The sequence below is a fragment of the Cedecea sp. FDAARGOS_727 genome (assembly GCF_012273235.1).
In the GTDB taxonomy this organism is placed as follows: Bacteria; Pseudomonadota; Gammaproteobacteria; order Enterobacterales; family Enterobacteriaceae; genus Cedecea; species Cedecea davisae.
Map to the genome: position 1 here is coordinate 2,162,756 of NZ_CP050966.1, position 17,292 is coordinate 2,180,047.

At 55.9% G+C, this 17,292-nt stretch carries 16 protein-coding genes; 11 read left to right on the top strand and 5 right to left on the bottom strand.

Features of this window, described 5'->3' with window-relative positions; translation table 11 throughout:
- Window positions 1-20 precede the first annotated feature (20 nt).
- Window positions 21-1,769 carry a DUF4153 domain-containing protein gene (locus FOC35_RS10235; protein ID WP_172568851.1) on the top strand — a complete coding sequence of 583 codons (1,749 nt, stop codon included), beginning with the start codon at window positions 21-23 and terminating at the stop codon, window positions 1,767-1,769.
- A gap of 38 nt (window positions 1,770-1,807) precedes the next feature.
- Here the strand turns inward: FOC35_RS10235 and hslO are convergent, their stop codons facing one another.
- The 4 genes from hslO to FOC35_RS10255 form a co-directional block, all read right to left on the bottom strand.
- Entirely contained in the window at window positions 1,808-2,686 is an 879-nt protein-coding gene (gene hslO / locus FOC35_RS10240) for an Hsp33 family molecular chaperone HslO (protein ID WP_172570349.1), read from the bottom strand.
- 26 nt (window positions 2,687-2,712) lie between these two features.
- Window positions 2,713-3,114 (bottom strand): ribosome-associated heat shock protein Hsp15, encoded by a 402-nt coding sequence (gene hslR, locus FOC35_RS10245; RefSeq protein WP_016538527.1) that lies wholly within the window; start codon window positions 3,112-3,114, stop codon window positions 2,713-2,715.
- Window positions 3,114-3,794, bottom strand: coding sequence for a GMP/IMP nucleotidase (yrfG, locus tag FOC35_RS10250; protein ID WP_172568852.1), 681 nt, complete (start codon window positions 3,792-3,794; stop codon window positions 3,114-3,116). The genes hslR and yrfG overlap by 1 nt, the downstream gene beginning before the upstream one ends.
- 75 nt (window positions 3,795-3,869) lie before the next feature.
- Window positions 3,870-6,005 carry an intracellular growth attenuator family protein gene (locus FOC35_RS10255; RefSeq protein WP_172568853.1) on the bottom strand — a complete coding sequence of 712 codons (2,136 nt, stop codon included), beginning with the start codon at window positions 6,003-6,005 and terminating at the stop codon, window positions 3,870-3,872.
- Window positions 6,006-6,341: 336 nt separating this feature from the next.
- Between FOC35_RS10255 and nudE the strand changes: the two genes are divergently transcribed.
- Window positions 6,342-6,902, top strand: a complete 561-nt coding sequence (gene nudE, locus FOC35_RS10260; RefSeq protein WP_016538524.1) for an ADP compounds hydrolase NudE — start codon at window positions 6,342-6,344, stop codon at window positions 6,900-6,902.
- A gap of 52 nt (window positions 6,903-6,954) precedes the next feature.
- Here nudE and mrcA read toward each other — a convergent pair whose 3' ends face one another.
- Entirely contained in the window at window positions 6,955-9,507 is a 2,553-nt protein-coding gene (gene mrcA / locus FOC35_RS10265) for a peptidoglycan glycosyltransferase/peptidoglycan DD-transpeptidase MrcA (protein WP_172568854.1), read from the bottom strand.
- 142 nt (window positions 9,508-9,649) lie between these two features.
- On the opposite strand from mrcA, the gene FOC35_RS10270 reads away from it, so the two are divergent.
- From FOC35_RS10270 to dam, 9 genes are all read left to right on the top strand, one after another.
- Window positions 9,650-10,465, top strand: coding sequence for a pilus assembly protein (locus FOC35_RS10270; protein WP_172568855.1), 816 nt, complete (start codon window positions 9,650-9,652; stop codon window positions 10,463-10,465).
- Entirely contained in the window at window positions 10,465-11,019 is a 555-nt protein-coding gene (locus FOC35_RS10275) for a PilN domain-containing protein (protein ID WP_172568856.1), read from the top strand. The genes FOC35_RS10270 and FOC35_RS10275 overlap by 1 nt, the downstream gene beginning before the upstream one ends.
- Window positions 11,003-11,473, top strand: a complete 471-nt coding sequence (locus FOC35_RS10280; RefSeq protein WP_172568857.1) for a hypothetical protein — start codon at window positions 11,003-11,005, stop codon at window positions 11,471-11,473. Before FOC35_RS10275 ends, FOC35_RS10280 begins: the two co-directional genes overlap by 17 nt.
- Window positions 11,460-11,846, top strand: coding sequence for a HofP DNA utilization family protein (locus tag FOC35_RS10285; protein WP_172568858.1), 387 nt, complete (start codon window positions 11,460-11,462; stop codon window positions 11,844-11,846). Before FOC35_RS10280 ends, FOC35_RS10285 begins: the two co-directional genes overlap by 14 nt.
- Window positions 11,785-13,032 (top strand): type IV pilus secretin PilQ, encoded by a 1,248-nt coding sequence (pilQ, locus tag FOC35_RS10290; RefSeq protein ID WP_172568859.1) that lies wholly within the window; start codon window positions 11,785-11,787, stop codon window positions 13,030-13,032. The genes FOC35_RS10285 and pilQ overlap by 62 nt, the downstream gene beginning before the upstream one ends.
- 317 nt (window positions 13,033-13,349) lie before the next feature.
- Window positions 13,350-13,871 carry a shikimate kinase AroK gene (aroK, locus tag FOC35_RS10295; RefSeq protein WP_016538517.1) on the top strand — a complete coding sequence of 174 codons (522 nt, stop codon included), beginning with the start codon at window positions 13,350-13,352 and terminating at the stop codon, window positions 13,869-13,871.
- Between the two features lie 57 nt (window positions 13,872-13,928).
- Window positions 13,929-15,017 (top strand): 3-dehydroquinate synthase, encoded by a 1,089-nt coding sequence (aroB, locus tag FOC35_RS10300; RefSeq protein ID WP_016538516.1) that lies wholly within the window; start codon window positions 13,929-13,931, stop codon window positions 15,015-15,017.
- A gap of 73 nt (window positions 15,018-15,090) precedes the next feature.
- Window positions 15,091-16,395, top strand: a complete 1,305-nt coding sequence (gene damX, locus FOC35_RS10305; protein WP_172568860.1) for a cell division protein DamX — start codon at window positions 15,091-15,093, stop codon at window positions 16,393-16,395.
- A gap of 63 nt (window positions 16,396-16,458) precedes the next feature.
- Window positions 16,459-17,283: an adenine-specific DNA-methyltransferase gene (gene dam / locus FOC35_RS10310; protein WP_172568861.1), complete on the top strand. Its 825-nt coding sequence runs from the start codon at window positions 16,459-16,461 to the stop codon at window positions 17,281-17,283.
- Window positions 17,284-17,292 lie beyond the last annotated feature (9 nt).

A 17,292-nucleotide genomic window follows, 5' to 3' on the forward strand; every position in this document is an offset into this window, starting at 1 on the left:
ACTAACAAAGGATTGCTACCATGTTCTTGTCTGAACCGCTGCCCAGGGCAACCCGCTGGGGTATTCTGCTGGCAGGATTTCTCCTCGGTATCGTGCTGTATCTCACCGATTTTGGCCGCGAGAGCGGTTTGTGGCTGCCGGGAGAAAATCTGGCTTTGTATCTCCGTACCCTCTCGGTCGTGTTGGCTACTACGGTAGCGCTTCTTGTCGTGCGGTTTGGCGATCGGCGATTTTGGGGGCTGGCGTTGCTGCCGCTGCCTTTCGTAGCGCTGATGAGCGGCTGGATCAACTGGAATGCCCACGGCCTGGAGCGCTGGGTTCGTCATGATGTTCTTCTTGGCTACCAGTGCACGCTCGTGGCGATGGTCTTGCTGGCGCTGCCGTGGTTGCAGGGGCGCTTGCGCCCGGGTAACTGCTGGGGAAGCTGGCGCGAGTTTTACAGCCAGCTGTGGCGTAACGGGATAACGCTGCTGTTGACCGGGCTGCTGGTGCTCTTTTTCTGGGGCGTGCTGGCGCTATGGGCCGTGCTCTTCAAGCTGGTGGATATTACCTTTTTCGATCGTCTGTTTTTTAGCACGCCAGCTTTTGCCTGGATTGCTTCCTGTACGGCGGCGGCGCTTGCGGTTACCCTCTGCCGCGATCAGAAGCGGGCAATTAGCGCTGTCAGGCACTTCTTCAGCGTGTTTGCCACCGGCCTTCTGCCGCTGCTGTCGCTGATTGCGTTGATGTTTCTGGCAACGCTGCCGGTGGTCGGGTTGGGGTCCATTTCACAGCACGTTTCCTGCAACGCGCTGCTGAACACCCTGACGCTGATGGTGATGGTTACCGCCGCAGTGGTCTGGCACCCGGAAAGAGAGGCGCGGCCTTACCCGACCTGGCTGGATGGCCTGATTAAGCTCTCGCTGCTGCTTTCTCCGGTTTATGCCCTGCTGGCAAGTTATGCGCTTTGGCAGCGCGTTTCGGCATACGGTTGGACACCTGCCCGGGTATATGCAGCGCTGATAACCTTAGCTGTCGTGGTGTGGGCCTTCGGCTATGCGGTGACTCTTATTCGCCACCGCCGTGAAGCTATTTTGCAGCCAGGTTATATTAACCGTGCGGTTTTATTGCTGGCTCTTGCCCTGCTGGTTGCCGTTAACTCCCCGTTGCTCGACCCTTATCGCATTAGCGTGAACAATCAAATGGCTCGCTACCACAGCGGCGTGCTGAAGCCGGAGAAACTGAGCTTGTCGATGCTGCAATCCTCCGGGCGGCGCGGTTACGATGCAATGCGTGAGCTGCAAAAAGACCCGCTATTCGGCGCCAGCCCGGAACGTAAAAGGCAGCTCGCCAGGATTTTAAGCGACAGTAAGGCGAACGGCTTTGCCGCCGCGAAACTTACGGTTGAATCGCTGCGCCAGCGCATTGTACTGGCGGATAAGAACCGCGTACCGGAAAACGCCTGGTGGCAGGCAATGGTAAAAGACGAAAGCTACCAGGCAAGAGAGTGTCTGGACGACGATGACAAATGCCTGCTGGTGGGGATGGATCTTAACGGCGACGGCAAGGACGAATGGCTGCTTTGCCAGCCGGAAATGAGCTACTGCAAAGTGTATGGGAAAATAGACGGCGGCTGGAAGGACATTGGCCAGGCCCGAGACCTGGATAAAAACCAGATGATGGCGGCCCTGAAACAGGCGGCAACGGAAGGTAAGTTAACGGCGGCCCCGAAGGCATGGCAGGACGTGATGGTGGATGGTCAGCGGGTCAAGGTTGATTACTACCGCTAAGGAAAAAACGCCTCCGCTGGCGGAGGCGTTTAACAGATTTAGTGGATCTGAGGGTCAGCCGGAGAGGCATTTTTGCGGATAGCCGCAATATCCATAGCGTCAAACACGTAGTGGCTACCGCAGTAATCACAGTTCATGTCTATTTCATTATCTTCCGCGAGGATGCTGTCGATCTCTTCGTCCGGGAGAGTGCGCAGCGCGTCCGCACAGCGCTCGCGGGAGCAGGTGCACTTGAACTCTACCGCCTGCGGATCGTACAGGGTGACTTCTTCCTCGTGGTACAGGCGCCACAGCACATCATTAGCCGGAAGCGTCAGCAGCTCTTCAGCCTTGATAGTTTCTGTCAGCGTTGCCAGGTGGTTAAAGTCGTCGGTCTGGGCATTTTGCGCAGGAAGGACCTGTAACAACATGCCGCCAGCGGCCGCTTTCCCTTCAAATTCGCCGGTGCGAATGAACAGGCGGGTTGGCAACTGCTCTGAACGCATGAAGTAATCTTCAAGGCATGCCGCCAGCGTGTCGCCTTCCAGGCCTACAACGCCCTGGTAGCGTTCGCCTTCGCTCGGAGTGATGGTGATAACCAGATAGCCGTTGCCTACCAGGTCTTTCAGCTCGGCTTCAGCCGGGATTTCACCCTGAACGCGAGCTACGCCGCGCATCTGCTGTTTGTTATTGCCGTTGATCACCGCCAGAGTCATCGGGCCATCGCCCTGCAGCTGAACGGTAATGTCGCCGTCAAACTTCAGGGTGGCTGTCAGCAGGCTGGTCGCAACCAGCAGCTCGCCGAGGATTTTTTTGACCGGCTGCGGGTAATCATGGTTTTCCATGATCTGCTGCCAGGTTTCAGAAACCGTCACCAGCTCGCCGCGTACGGCGTAGTTTTCAAACAGATAGCGGTGTAGTTGGTCGTGTTGAGTCATCGTCATCTCTCTTGCTGGTGGGCGGGCTACTCCTCGCCACCGTGTTTAAATTTCATCAAATCCCGGCGCTCTTTTTTATCCGGGCGGCGGTCGGGATGCGGCATGGTCAGCGCATTCATCTTGCGCGCCAGCGCCACTTTTTCCCGTTTGGCGATGCTTTCCGCCGTCTCTTCATAAAGCTGGGTGGCTTCAGTCGCCGGCCTACGCTGTTCGGTAATCGCGAGGATGTTAACGGTGCGCTCGTCGTTACCCTGGCGCAGCGTGAGAACCGCATTCAGCTCCACCAGCTTGCTGGGTTTGCTACGCTGCCCGTTATAATGCACTTTGCCGCCTTCAATCATCTCCCGCGCCACGGCTCGGGTTTTATAGAAACGGGCGGCCCACAGCCATTTATCCAGGCGCACACCTTCGGCCGTTTTGTCTTTCATCACGCCTCCTTGACGGAAAGCGATGGGATCAGAGTTCGGTAATCGCTAAGGCCGGGATGGCGGGTGAAGGTTTTTTCCGCTTCACCGGAATCCGGGTTCAGCACGCCAAAGCAGTAACGAATACCAAAATTTGCCGCGGCATCAAGAATCGCTTCGCTATCGTCGATAAACACCGTTCTGGCCGGATCGAATCCGGTATGCCCGGCCACCGCCTGCCATAAACGTCTATCTTCTTTCGGATAACCAAATGTGTGGGTCGAAAGCAATAAATCAAGGTGCTGGTCTAAACCGGTATGTTCAAGTTTCACCGCCAGGTTGTGCGGATGGGCGTTGGTCAGCAGAATACGGCGTTTTCCGCTGGCTTTTAACGCCTCCAGAAACGGCACCGTATCATCGCGCAGCGCGGCATTTGGCCCCTGTTCCGTTGTCATCTCGCGGATATCCAGCCCGAGCTTTTCGCTCCAGTAATCGAGACAGTACCAGTTTAGCGTATGCTGTACGACGTGGTACTCATGCGATATGAGCTGATGGGCTTCCTGTAGCGGAATGCCTCGCTTAAGACTGATGGTTTCCGGCACCAGCTTTTTCCAGAAATGGTTATCGAAGGCCAGGTCCAGCAGGGTCCCGTCCATATCCAGCAGCAGGGTGTCAACGTCCTGCCAGGCTATTGTACCAGGCATAGGTTTCAGTCTCGGTAGAGGAAAATTTGCGTACCAGGGTAGCACAACCCGGTACGCAAAGTTTACCCGTAACGGCTACCGCAAAAGGGATGGCGGAGTCAGCGTCGGGTTGATGCAGTTGTCGTAGTAGCGATGAATTTCGGCCAGTCTTGTGCTGGCGCGGCGATAGCGGGTAATAGCCAGCACGGTATTGATGACGAAACATGCCAGCATCGCTATCAGCATCAGAGAAATGCTGATGTAGCTCCAAAGGCTATGCGTGTCGGAGATACGGTGCAGGGTAACGTGCTGAGTGCCGTTGGCATCGGTATAGACCCCGGTGATTATCCCCTCGGCGTGGAAAGGCGTTTGCAGCAGCATATCCGCCAGGCGAAGGAACTCTGTCCACTGCTCCTGGGCCGGGAAGTCATACAGTGAAACCGGCGGCAGCGGCTGATCGACAAGGTCGCCACCTTCATCATTAATTATCACGTAGCCGCCCGGCGCCGGGCTGTTCAGCGACTGCGCGGCGCGCGCGGTTTCACGAATAAAGAATGGCGCGGTGGACGTCGTGACCAGATTATCCAGCGATTCGGCGCTAACCGGCCGCAGCAGAACGTTCACGCCGGTCAGCTTGCCCGAATCTGCCCGTTTTATCAGCGAGTCCCAGTCTTTGGTGTTGCCCAAATTCACCAGCGCATTTTTCAGGCGTACACATTCATCTTCTGCGGTACACAGCGCCTGTGTCTTTTTCACAATACCGGCGAAATCGTCCAGCAGCACCATGCCCGACTTCTGGATAGCATCCGCCAGCTGCGGGTTAACCTTGCTGTCGGCTTCGTCGCCCTGAGGGTGGATTTGCCCGCTAACCGCCTTCGTCAACGCAACCGCCTTGTTCATGACCTCGGACTCCGGCAGCGGAAGAGGGCGCGCGGTATTCCAGATAATTTGCGAGCAGTCGAACGGGGTGAACGGGAAGCTCTGACGCGAACTGTACCCGCCCGGAGTATGGATGTTGCACATGCCGGTGCCGTTCACTCTCAGCGTGTCGCCAACCTGTAGCTTGTATTGCTCCAGCTCTTTAACGCTAGTTGCCTCGATGGACTGCGCGCCTTTTAACCAGGAAACGCTGAGCTTGATGGGCATCTCCAGCGGCACCCAAAGCGTCATCATCAGCAGAACCAGCAGCGCACCGGAGGCGATCAGCAGGTTGCGCACCCAGTGCTGAAGCGGGAAATTGCGCACCTCGTCATGCAGCGAGAGGAAGCGCCCCTGGCGCACAACGTGGCGGTCGAGGTAGATATCAATATCGGTTTTCTGCCCGAGATCCTGGGTAACAAAAGGCTGCCAGTGCGGCGGATAGATAAGGTCGATAATGCCGAGGGATATATTGTTGACCTGCTCCTGATTGGACTCGCCAAACAGCCCCCAGCGTTTGGGCGTACCGCGCAGGCAGTGGATCTCGCGCAGCGCATTTTTGGCCGGTGGCGCAAACAGCCCCCACAAACCAGCGGCTACCAGCAGCGCTGAACCACCGAGCAGCCACGGCAGAAATACCGGCGGCGTAACCAGACTCAGGAACAGCATAATGAATGCGACGCAGATAAGCGCGGCCTCGCGGATCCCGTCCGGGCGGCTCAGGGAATACTCTTCCTCGGTTTCCTGACGAATATTCAGCAGCTCAATTTGCTCGCTTTCTTCACCGCGAATCGAGGCCTGCGTGCCGGAATAGCCTTCGATAGCATATTGCTGGCTGTCCAGAGCGTCATTTTGCAACGTATTGCCGTTGAGAGAGATAACCAGCGGAATAGTGCTGGTGCGGATAAGCTCCACGTCGTTATCGTTGGTAATGTACTGTTCCCAGAACGGCGGCAAATGGACTTCAACCGAGTCCAGATAGTAGCGCCATTTATTGGCGTCGTCGGCAGACAGACCGTAGCGGGTAATCGAGCGGGTAAGTGAGATAACCGTGTTGCTTTGCGCGGTCAGCGTCAGTTTTGGCGGCGGATTGCTTGCACCTGAGGGGCCAATCAGCTCCTGGGTGCGTGAATAGCGCTCAAGATAATTTTCGACGGCAATACGCTCTTCCGGAGTCAGTTTGCGGGTTGTGGCTCCGGGGAACGAATGTTCACGCGGAACCCGGGCGCGCAGCCTCAGGCTCCGCCAGATTAGCCATCCGGCAATCAGGGCGCAGGCCAGCATAGCAGCTAACAGAAATAATAAGGTGCTCATGCTTTCCCCATCAAACAATCGTCTTTTTCATCAAGCGCGGCAAAAGATCGGCCCTTCAAAAGGTTAAGAGATCAGAAATCATTATCGGCAGGTGAGAGTGCTAACTTAAGCTGTTTTTATAATAAACAACCTGCAGTAACACAATGTTAGCAAAGCGACTTCGTCTGAAATACAAGTAAATTCCTATTCCATACTACCTGTCTTGACAGGGGCGCGCATTACGTGTTTTGGAAAAACATCAAGTTGCAAAAATGTAAATAATAGCCAATGCTCGTTGCGCAATATGTGCGGCATGCCGCACAATAACTTACCTCTTTCACTGTTGATCCCAGCCACATGAGCAAATCTCTTAAAAAACCAACGATTTTACATGTAGAAACCGTGGCGCGTTCGCGACTTTTTAACGTCGAAACGGTGGATCTGGAGTTTAGCAATGGCGTGCGCCGCGTTTACGAGCGGATGCGACCTTCCTCGCGTGAGGCGGTGATGATCGTGCCTATTGTTGATGACCACCTGATCCTTATTCGTGAATACGCCGTAGGCACCGAATCCTATGAATTGGGTTTCCCTAAGGGCCTTATTGACCCGGGTGAAACGGTGTTTGAAGCCGCTAACCGCGAGCTGAAAGAGGAAGTTGGCTTTGGTGCAAACCAGCTGACATTCCTGAAAAAATTGACCATGGCGCCGTCCTATTTCTCAAGCAAAATGAACATCGTTATCGCTGAGGATCTCTACCCAGAGTCGCTGGAAGGGGACGAGCCGGAAGAGCTGGTGCAGGAGCGCTGGCCGCTGGCAAAAATGTTGGATTTGCTGAATGAAGAAGACTTCAGCGAGGCGCGCAACGTCAGCGCTCTGTTCCTGGTACGCGAGTGGTTAAAACAACAGGGCAGGCTCTAGTTAACAAAGAGAGAATGAGAAAGGGCCGCGAGAAGCGGCCCTTTTGTTTGGTTTAGAACAGCTCGTGTTCTTCGCCATTGTCGATAATCGTAGTGCCTACTTCATGCACGGCCTGCTGAGTAGGCTGGGTGCCCTCGATAAAGTATTCCTCACGGCTGTTACCGCCGTTGGCTAACTGACCGGAGCTGCGGTCGATATTTACGGTGACAATTCCCGGCGGTGGCGTTAGCGGCTCTTCCGGTACGCCGGAAAGGGCGACCTTCATAAAATCGTCCCAGGCTGGTTGAGCGCTCTTCGCGCCGCCTTCGTAACCTGAAATCTGATCTTTGATTGCGCCTGAAGCCGTGGTGCGGCCAAGATCGCGGCGGTGATCGTCAAAGCCAATCCATACCGAAGTCACCACACCCGGTCCATAGCCGGAGAACCAGGCATCTTTCGAACTGTTGGTGGTCCCGGTTTTACCGCCGATGTCCCGGCGTTTCAGATCACGCCCCGCTCGCCAGCCAGTACCTTGCCAACCCGGTTCGCCATAAATATTACTGTTGAGCGCGCTTTTGATCAGGAACGACAGCGGGGTGTTTATCACGTGCGGGGCATACTCTTCGCCCTGAACTTTTTCCACCAGCGCTTTGTTCGCCTGCTCCAGCTGAGGCATCGGCACGTTGCTGTTTTGCGGCGTCTGCGAAACTGCTACGTCTTCCACATCCTGATTTTCCAGCACCGTTGATTTCGGCGTGTCGCCGTAGATAACCGGCAGGTCGCAGCTGGCACAGGCAACTTTTGGTTTTGCCTCAAACACGGTATTGCCGGTGTCATCGACGATTTTGGTGATGTAGTACGGATCAACCAGGAAGCCGCCGTTGGCCATTACCGAATAGCCACGAGCAACCTGCATTGGCGTAAATGAAGCTGAACCCAGCGCCAGTGATTCGGTGTGAACGATATTTGCCGCCGGGAAGCCAAAGCGCTGTAGATATTCTGCCGCGTAATCTACGCCCATCGCACGCATCGCGCGCACCATCACGACGTTTTTAGACTGGCCGAGGCCCTGGCGCAGTCGAATTGGCCCTGCATATTGCGCCGGGGAGTTTTTCGGCCGCCAGTCGGAGCCTGCACCCGCATCCCAGCGCGAAATCGGCACGTCGTTAAGAATGCTGGCAAGCGTCAGGCCTTTATCCATCGCCGCGGTGTAGAGGAACGGCTTGATGTTAGAACCTACCTGGCGCAGCGCCTGGGTAGCGCGGTTAAATTTACTCTGGTTGAAGTCAAAACCGCCGACCAGCGCCAGTACGGCACCGTCGCGTGGGTTAAGCGAAACCAGCGCGGAGTTAACATCCGGCACCTGACCAAGCCACCAGGCGGTATCAACTTTACGAACCCAAATCTGTTGGCCGGCCTGAACCACGTCGGTCACTTTACGCGGGGTAGAGCCCTGAGCGGTGTCGGAGCGATAAGGGCGAGCCCAGCGCATGCCTTCCATACCCAGCGAGACGGAGCTGCCGTCCGCCAGTAAAGCCGTGGCTTCTTCTGCCGTTGCGCGGGTAACAACTGCCGGGAACAGCGGACCATAAACCGGCAGGTTTTTCAGAGAGTCGATGATTTTCTTCTCGTCCCACGCGCTTTCACCCACTTTCCACAGCACGTTTGACGGGCCGCGATAGCCGTGGCGCATGTCGTAAGCCATGACGTTATTGCGAACCGCTTCCTGCGCGCCCTGCTGAATTTTACGGCTGACAGTGGTGTAAACCTTATAGCCATCTTCATAGGCTTTATCGCCGTAGCGGGCTACCAGGTCCTGGCGCACCAGCTCGGACAGATAAGGCGCGGAGAAAGCAATTTCCGGCGTGTGGTAGCTGGCGTCGATAGCCTGGCTACGCGCTTCGTCATACTGCGCCTGGGTGATATAGCCTTCGCTCAGCATGCGCGAGAGCACTACGTTGCGCCGCGCGACGGCACGATCCATGGAGTAAAGCGGGTTGAATGTCGAAGGCGCCTTAGGCAGCCCGGCAATCACCGCAATCTCGCTTAGGGTCAACTGATCGACAGTCTTGCCGAAGTAGACCTGAGCGGCGGCGCCTACGCCGTAAGCGCGGTAGCCGAGATAGATTTTATTCAGATACAGCTCAAGGATTTCATCCTTACTCAGCATCTGCTCAATACGCACGGCGAGAAACGCCTCCTTGACCTTACGCATCAGAGTGCGTTCAGGGCTAAGGAAGAAGTTACGTGCCAGCTGCTGGGTGATGGTACTCGCCCCCTGAGAAGCATGGCCGGAGAAGAGCGCTACGCTTGCGGCGCGGAAAATCCCTACCGGGTCAACGCCGTGGTGTTCATAGAAACGGCTGTCCTCGGTGGCGATGAACGCTTTTACCATAATCGGTGGGATTTGGTTCAGGGTCAGCGGAATACGACGTTTCTCGCCGTATTGGGCGATAAGCTCTCCGTCAGCGCTGTAAACCTGCATTGGAATTTGCAGCCGCACGTCTCTTAACGTCGCGACGTCGGGAAGCTGCGGCTCAATGTATTTGTATAGGCCGAATATCGAGCCAGCTCCCAGCAGAACGCAACAGACTGCAAGGATTAATAAGTACTTTACGAACTTCACCTTAAATTTCCCATTAGGTTTCAATTGGGCAGTTTCTAATCAACCGCGCGGTAGTATAAAGGCAAGCCTGGAGCTTTGATATACCCGTTGCCGTTTCGGGATCAGAGCCTTTCATCACTAGCTTGATAAGGAGATCGAAACCATGATGTTTCCTGGTTGGCGGATTGGCCTGGACATCCAGGCGGAGGGCGTACGCGCCGCGGCGGTGCAATGGCACCGGCAAGGGTGGCAATTGCGGCATTGGTGGTTTTTACCCTTCCCGGAACAGGGACTTGCGGACGGCATGTTACCCGAACCCGGCACGCTGTGCGAGGCGCTTAGCGCATGGCGCAAAGAGATCCCGATACGCCATCACTTGCGGGTAGGCTTTCCCGTTCAGCGCACTTTGCAGCGGCAGGTTCCCGCGCCGGACAGCCGCCTGCAGGAGTCGGCACAAGAGAAGTATATCGCCGGTGCTACCGCTCGCCAGCTGCAAATGCCTGCCTCACAGCTTTGCTATGACTACCCGGATTACGGCGAGCCGCTGAACGTAACGGCTGCCCGCCAGCAGGATCTGAAAAACCTGCTGGCGAGCCTGGCAAACGCAAAATTATTTCCCGCATGCATCACGCCCGGAGACAAGGCGCTTAGCGCTTTGCCAGCGGCATGTTATCCGGCGGATTGCCGCTTTTTAGCTCATGAAGAAGAACGATACTGGCTGTGGGCATCGGTTCTGGAACCGGGGCGCTCCGGCTGGCTTGATAAGCGGCAGGTGGCTGATTTTGCGGCGCTCTGCCTGCAACTGGGCGTAAGCGCAGGGGAGGTAGCGATTAGCCGTGCGAACGGTACCGGTGCTATGCCCGCCGATGCAAAAATCCTGAATGCCTGGCAGCCGATTATACGCCATCAGCCGCCGCTGCCGGTTCACGGCGGGCTATATACCATCGCGCTGGGTCTGGCGCTGGGGCTCAGTCGCTAATGGCGGCGCTTATCAACCTGCTGCCGTGGCGCAGCCAAAGGCGGCAGAGAAGGTTGAGGCTGTGGGGCGGAACCACGCTGCTCGGCATGCTATTGGTTCTTACCCTGGCGGCCTGGCATACGCAACTGCTGAAGCTGGAGGTTAGACTGCTGCGTGTTCAGGGCAGCAGTATGGCTTTGCAGCAGCAGACGTTGCAGGTGCTGCTGCAAAGCCGCCAGCGTGCGCTTAAAGAGTCTCAACAGTCGCGGGAGCGGCTGCGGGTCGCAGAGGCTGTAAGGGCAAATATTTCCCGCTGGGAAAAGGTGCTTAACGCGCTGGCGGCCGGGCTGCCGGAAAACAGCTGGCTTAGCAGCCTGAGCTGGCGCAACAGAAAGGTCGCCGTACAGGGCGTAGCGGGGGATGCCGGCGAGCTGAGCCGGTTCGAGGCGAGTCTTAGCGCTTTGCCGGGGAATTTTACGATTAAACCCGGGGAGTTACGCGACGAGGAAAATAAGGGCGTTTCCTTTAATTTCATCTTAGAGCCGGAAGGAGAAGCGAGTGAACCGCTACCTTAAACGGCTTCCCGGCAGGTATTTCGGCCTGCGTATCTCCGCCCTGCTGGTTTGCCTGCTCACCGTGGCTTTTATCTGCCAATGGCTGCTGGTTCAGCCCCAGCGGCACTTGAGGCTTGAGCTGATATCGCAATGCCAGCAGGCCGCGCAGCAGACTGCGGCGCTGCAAAAAAGCATTGCAACATTACCAGGCATTGACCCCCTGCCTGCCGCTGCTCCGGCAAAGCCGTTTTCAGCAATGGAGGCGGTCAGGCAGTCGGGAGGGAGATTGGTGAAATGGCAACCGGGCATAAAACACTCTTTGCTGGAGATTTTGCTGCCGTGGCGAAAAGTCCCGGCACTCTTTCAGCAACTGGCGGGCTACCAGCGGCTAAGGCTGCCTGCTTTCGATTTAGGCGCAGCCGGAGAGCGGGTCAGAGTCGTGCTGACGCTGGAGTTCATCGATGAAAGCAGCTAGCGGGCTTTTGGTTCTGCTCCTGTGCTCGGTTTCATATGCGCAGCCACGAAATCCATTTATCGCACTTTCATCCCCCTGTGAGGCGCTGTTGAAGCGCCTTGACCGCTGGCAATTACGCGGCGTGTTTTATCAGCCGGGAAACAGTATGGCGCTGCTTGGCCTGCCAGCGCAGCAATGGCGCAGAGTGCGCACGTGGCAGGAGCTTGAGCCGGGCGTTCGGGTTTTGGCGATTGCCGGGCAGCGGGTAACCGCATCCCTGAGTGGAGCGTGCGAAGCAAGTTACTACCACTGGAGTTTACCGGGAGGAATCAATGATAAGGATCGTCGCAGTATTCGCGCTGACGCTATTGCCGCTGGCGGGCTGGGCAAATAAAACCGTGACGCTCATGATTGATGAAGCTCCGGTTGTTCAGGTGTTGCAGATGCTGGCAGAGCAGCAGAAGCTGAACGTCGTGGTAGCCCCTGGCGTGCAGGGCAAGCTCTCTCTGCACCTGGTTGAGGTTCCGTGGGAGCAGGCGTTTCAACTGATGCTCAAGCTGGCAGATCTTAGCGCTTCAAAAGTGGGGAATGTGTTACAGATCCAGCCAAAGCAGGACCCGGCTATGCTGCGGGCCCAGCAGGAGGCGACACGCAAACAGAGAGCACTTGAGCAGCCGTTAGTGCAACAAGTTTATATGCCACGCTATGCGGACGTTGTGGAACTGGCGGCAGGGCTCAAAGGCAGCGGCGAAAAATTGCTTGGGCCGCGCGGCAACGTAACCGTTGATAAGCGCACCAATCGGCTGGTTGTGAGGGACAACAAGCAGGCGCAAAAGCAAATTGCCGCCTGGGTAGCCGACATGGACGTGCCGATGGGGCAGGTGGAGCTGTCGGCGCATATTGTCACCATCAATCGGGAGAAGCTGCGAGAGCTTGGCGTGAAGTGGAGCGCAGCCGAGGCAGAAAGCGCGCCCGGTCTGTATCAGTCGACAACCGTCTCCAGCAACCTGGCGTTTGCGGCGGCAACCACTACGCTTGGTTTTAACATCGGGCGGCTGAATGGCCGCATGCTGGAGCTGGAGCTTAGCGCACTTGAACAGCAGCACCAGTTGGAGATTATCGCCAGCCCGCGTCTGCTGGTTGCGCACCAGCACTCGGCCAGTATTAAGCAGGGTACCGAAATTCCCTACCAGGTCTCAAACGGTAAAAATGAAGCCACTTCAGTGGAATTTAAAGAAGCGGTGCTGGGGATGGAGGTGACGCCGACCATTAGCCAGCACGGCAGTATTCGCCTGAAATTACGCATTAGCCAAAATATGCCAGGCCGCAGCATCCAGCATGTGGATGGCGAAGTGCTGACTATCGATAAACAGGAAATTGAAACACAGGTGGAGGTGCAGGATGGCGAGACCCTGGCGCTGGGCGGGATCTTCCAGCAGCAGAGCAATAACACCCGTGATAGCGTGCCGCTGTTGGGCAATATTCCCCTTATTGGCCAATTGTTCCAGCATGAGGGTAAAAAACGCCAACGTCGAGAATTAGTGGTGTTTATCACCCCAAGACTGATTGCCGCGCCCTAGCGCGTTTCTTCTCCAGTCTGGGTATTTTTCTGCTAAACGGACGCCAGGTGTTTGACGGCAGAGAGGAATTAGCTTACAAGGTGTACCGTTTCGGGAGGCAGGGTAAAGAGAACCTGCGGCCGGGAAGCCGAAGCACGCTTTTCGCCCCGAGCCGGGCGGTGGTGATTTATTCGGTTGCCAAACCCCCTTGAGTGTTGAGATAATTTTTAGTCTGATTCTCGCACTCACGCTTATGAGGTTTCAGTTCATGTCCCGCCACAGCAGGTTGTTATCGGGCGGGTTTATCATCAACGAATTGTCTTAGTAGTACCGAAAAAATGGCAGAGAAACGCAATATCTTTCTGGTTGGGCCTATGGGTGCCGGCAAAAGCACTATTGGGCGTCAGTTAGCTCAGCAACTCAATATGGAATTTTTCGATTCTGATCAAGAGATTGAGAAACGTACCGGAGCTGATGTGGGCTGGGTATTCGACGTTGAAGGCGAAGAAGGCTTCCGCGATCGCGAAGAAAAAATCATCAATGAACTCACTGAAAAACAGGGCATTGTGCTGGCTACCGGTGGCGGCTCTGTGAAGTCTCGCGAAACCCGTAACCGCCTTTCCGCCCGTGGCGTAGTGGTTTACCTTGAGACCACTATTGAGAAACAGCTTGCTCGTACTCAGCGCGATAAAAAGCGTCCGCTGCTGCAGGTTGAGACTCCACCTCGTGAAGTTCTGGAAGCGCTGGCGCACGAACGCAATCCTCTGTACGAAGAGATTGCCGATGTGACGATTCGCACTGACGACCAAAGCGCCAAAGTGGTTGCCAACCAGATTATTCATATGCTGGAAAGCAACTGATTCTGGCTTAATCAAGTAACGCCTGCGGGCAAAGCAACATAAGGTGGGCTCCGCGTAATGGAGAGGCTGACAGTCACTCTCGGGGAACGTAGTTACCCTATTACCATTGCCGCCGGGTTATTTAATGACCCGGCTTCCTTTTGGCCGCTAAAAGCTGGCGACCAGACTATGCTGGTCACTAACGAAACTCTGGCACCGCTGTATCTGGACAGGGTTCGTGGTCTTCTGGAACAGGCAGGCGTTAAAGTCGATACCGTCATTCTTCCGGATGGCGAGCAGTTTAAAAGCCTCTCGGTGCTCGATACCGTGTTTACGGCGCTGCTGGAAAAACCTCACGGTCGTGATACCACACTGATTGCCTTAGGCGGCGGCGTGGTGGGCGATCTGACCGGTTTTGCTGCGGCGAGCTATCAGCGCGGGGTGCGCTTTATTCAGGTTCCAACCACGCTGCTGTCGCAGGTGGACTCTTCCGTAGGCGGCAAAACGGCCGTCAACCATCCCCTGGGTAAAAATATGATTGGCGCCTTCTACCAGCCGGCTTCGGTTGTGGTTGATTTGGACTGCCTTTCTACACTGCCTAAGCGGGAGCTGGCTTCTGGCCTGGCCGAAGTCATTAAATACGGCATCATTCTCGACGGCGAGTTCTTTGACTGGCTGGAAGAGAATATCGACGCGCTGCTGAAGCTTGACGGCAAGGCGATGGCTTACTGTATTCGCCGTTGTTGTGAGCTGAAAGCCGAAGTTGTCGCTGCCGACGAGCGCGAAAGCGGCTTACGTGCTTTACTGAATTTGGGTCATACTTTTGGCCATGCCATTGAAGCCGAAATGGGCTATGGCAACTGGCTGCACGGTGAGGCCGTCGCAGCCGGAATGGTGATGGCGGTGCGTACCGCTCAGCGCCTTGGTCAGTTCAGTGAGGCTGAAGTTCAGCGAGTTATCGCGCTGCTGCTGCGTGCCGGGTTGCCGGTTAACGGGCCGCAGGAAATGTCGCCTGACGCGTATATGCCCCACATGATGCGTGACAAAAAAGTATTAGCCGGTGAGCTGCGTTTAATCCTGCCGCTGGCGATAGGGAAGAGTGAAGTGCGCGGTGGAGTACCGCACGACGTTGTTCTGTCAGCCATTGCTGATTGCCAGCAGGCTTAACAATTAGAATCTTATAGTTTTTAACTTCGGGCGCTATGCGGACATGGGCATGCGTCTTTGAGTGGGGTGTTAAATGGATGAGTTCAAACCAGAAGACGAGCTGAAACCCGATCCGAGCGATCGTCGTCCTGGGCGTTCCCGCAAACCTGACGAGTTTGATAAAGAGCCGCAGATCAACGTTGATGACGTCGATCTTGACGCTGACGAACGTCGTCCTTCTCGTTCACGCCGCGAGCGTGAAGAAGAAGTTGAAGACGAGTACGAAGGTGATGACGGCATGGCCGCAGAACCTCGTCCTGCTCGTGGACGCAAAAAGGCAGCAAAACAGAAGGTGCCAGTTTCACGCCAGCATATGATGATGGGGATTGGTATTCTGGTTCTGCTGCTGCTGATTATTGGCATCGGTTCTGCCCTTAAAGCACCTTCATCCAGCCCTGATAGCGCCGAGCAGAAGCCGGGCGCTGAAAAGAGCATCGATCTCTCCGGCTCCAGTTCTGCGGCTCCGGCGGACCAGGCTAACGGCGCGCAGCCTCAGCCGGGCACTGCTCCAGCCTCTGGTCAGCAGAACCCGCAGGATGTTTCCCTGCCGCCGATTTCTTCTACCCCGACCCAGGCTCAAAACCAGCCGCAGCCGGAAGGCCAGCAGCGCGTTGAAGTCCCGGGGAATCTGAATAATGCGCTGACTCAGCCTCAGCAGCAGGGTCAGATTGATAACGTGGTCAGCAACTCCACGCTGCCAACCGAGCCTGCAACCGTAGCGCCGATTGCCGGTGTCAAAACCGAGCCGCGTAAGCTGGCCGGGACTCAGGAGCCGACCCGTAACGTTGAGTCGCGTCCAGAACGTAAGAAAACGGTCATTGAGCCGGTGCGTAAAGCTGAGCCTAAGCAGCAGGTTAAAGCCGAAAGCAAGCCTGTAGCAACCGCTAAGCATAGCGAACCTGCTCCGGCGGTATCTGCTCCGGTGAAAGCGCCATCTACCAGCGCAGCGGCTCCGACTCAGGCACCGAAAGCCACGGCTTCTGTAGCGCCAAAAGCTGAAGCTAAGGCCGAGCCTAAATCTGCTGCAGCGGCACCAGCGGGTGCCAGCGTGACCGGCGATGCCAGCGCGATTAAAGGCGCTCCGGGTAGCCATTACACTCTGCAACTTAGCTCCTCTTCCAACTCGGCTAACCTGAATGCCTGGGCGAAGAAAGAGAACCTGCAGCACTATGTGGTTTATCAGACTCAGCGTAACGGCCAGCCGTGGTATGTCTTGGTAAGTGGTGTTTATGCAACCAAGGATGACGCTAAACGCGCGGTTTCTACGCTACCGGCAGACGTGCAGGCGAAAAACCCGTGGGCAAAACCTATTCATCAGGTGCAGTCTGACCTCAAGTGAAAATAAGCGCAGTCGCTGTCGGAGCCTTTCCACAGCTGGATAAGGTGTAAATAGTAAGACAGCATGAAAAAAAATCGCGCTTTTCTGAAATGGGCAGGGGGGAAATTCCCCCTGCTGGACGATATAAAAAAGCATCTGCCGGAAGGCGACTGTCTAATCGAGCCCTTTGTTGGTGCGGGCTCGGTATTCCTCAATACCGACTATCAGCGCTATCTCCTCGCGGATATCAATAGCGACCTGATTAACCTCTACAACATCGTAAAAAACCGCGCGGACGAATACGTGCGGGAGTCTCGCCAGCTATTCACCAAAGCGATGAATGAAGAGGCCACCTACTACGGTTTTCGCACCGAATTTAATCAATGCCGGGATGAATTCCGCCGTGCAGTGCTGTTTTTGTATCTCAACCGCCATTGTTACAACGGTCTGTGCCGTTATAATCTGCGCGGTGAATTTAACGTTCCGTTTGGCCGCTACAGCAAGCCTTACTTCCCTGAGGAGGAGCTGTACCACTTTGCCGAACGGGCCAAAAATGCCACTTTTCTCTGCCAGTCTTATGACGTCAGTATGATAAACGTTGCCGCAGGTTCGGTAGTGTATTGCGACCCGCCTTATGCGCCGCTTTCCGCAACCGCCAACTTCACCGCTTATCACACCGACAGCTTCAGCATGGTACAGCAGAAACATCTGGCGGACCTGGCTGAAAAACTGCGCGAGCAGAGCATCCCGGTGGTGATTTCCAATCACGACACCGAACTCACTCGCGAGTGGTATAAGAATGCTACCGATTTCCGCAAGCTGCAGGTAAGACGCAGCATCAGCCGAAACGGTGGAGCCCGTAACAAGGTGGACGAACTTCTGGCGCTTTATAAAGTAAAGCTTGCCTGAGCCGTTTCG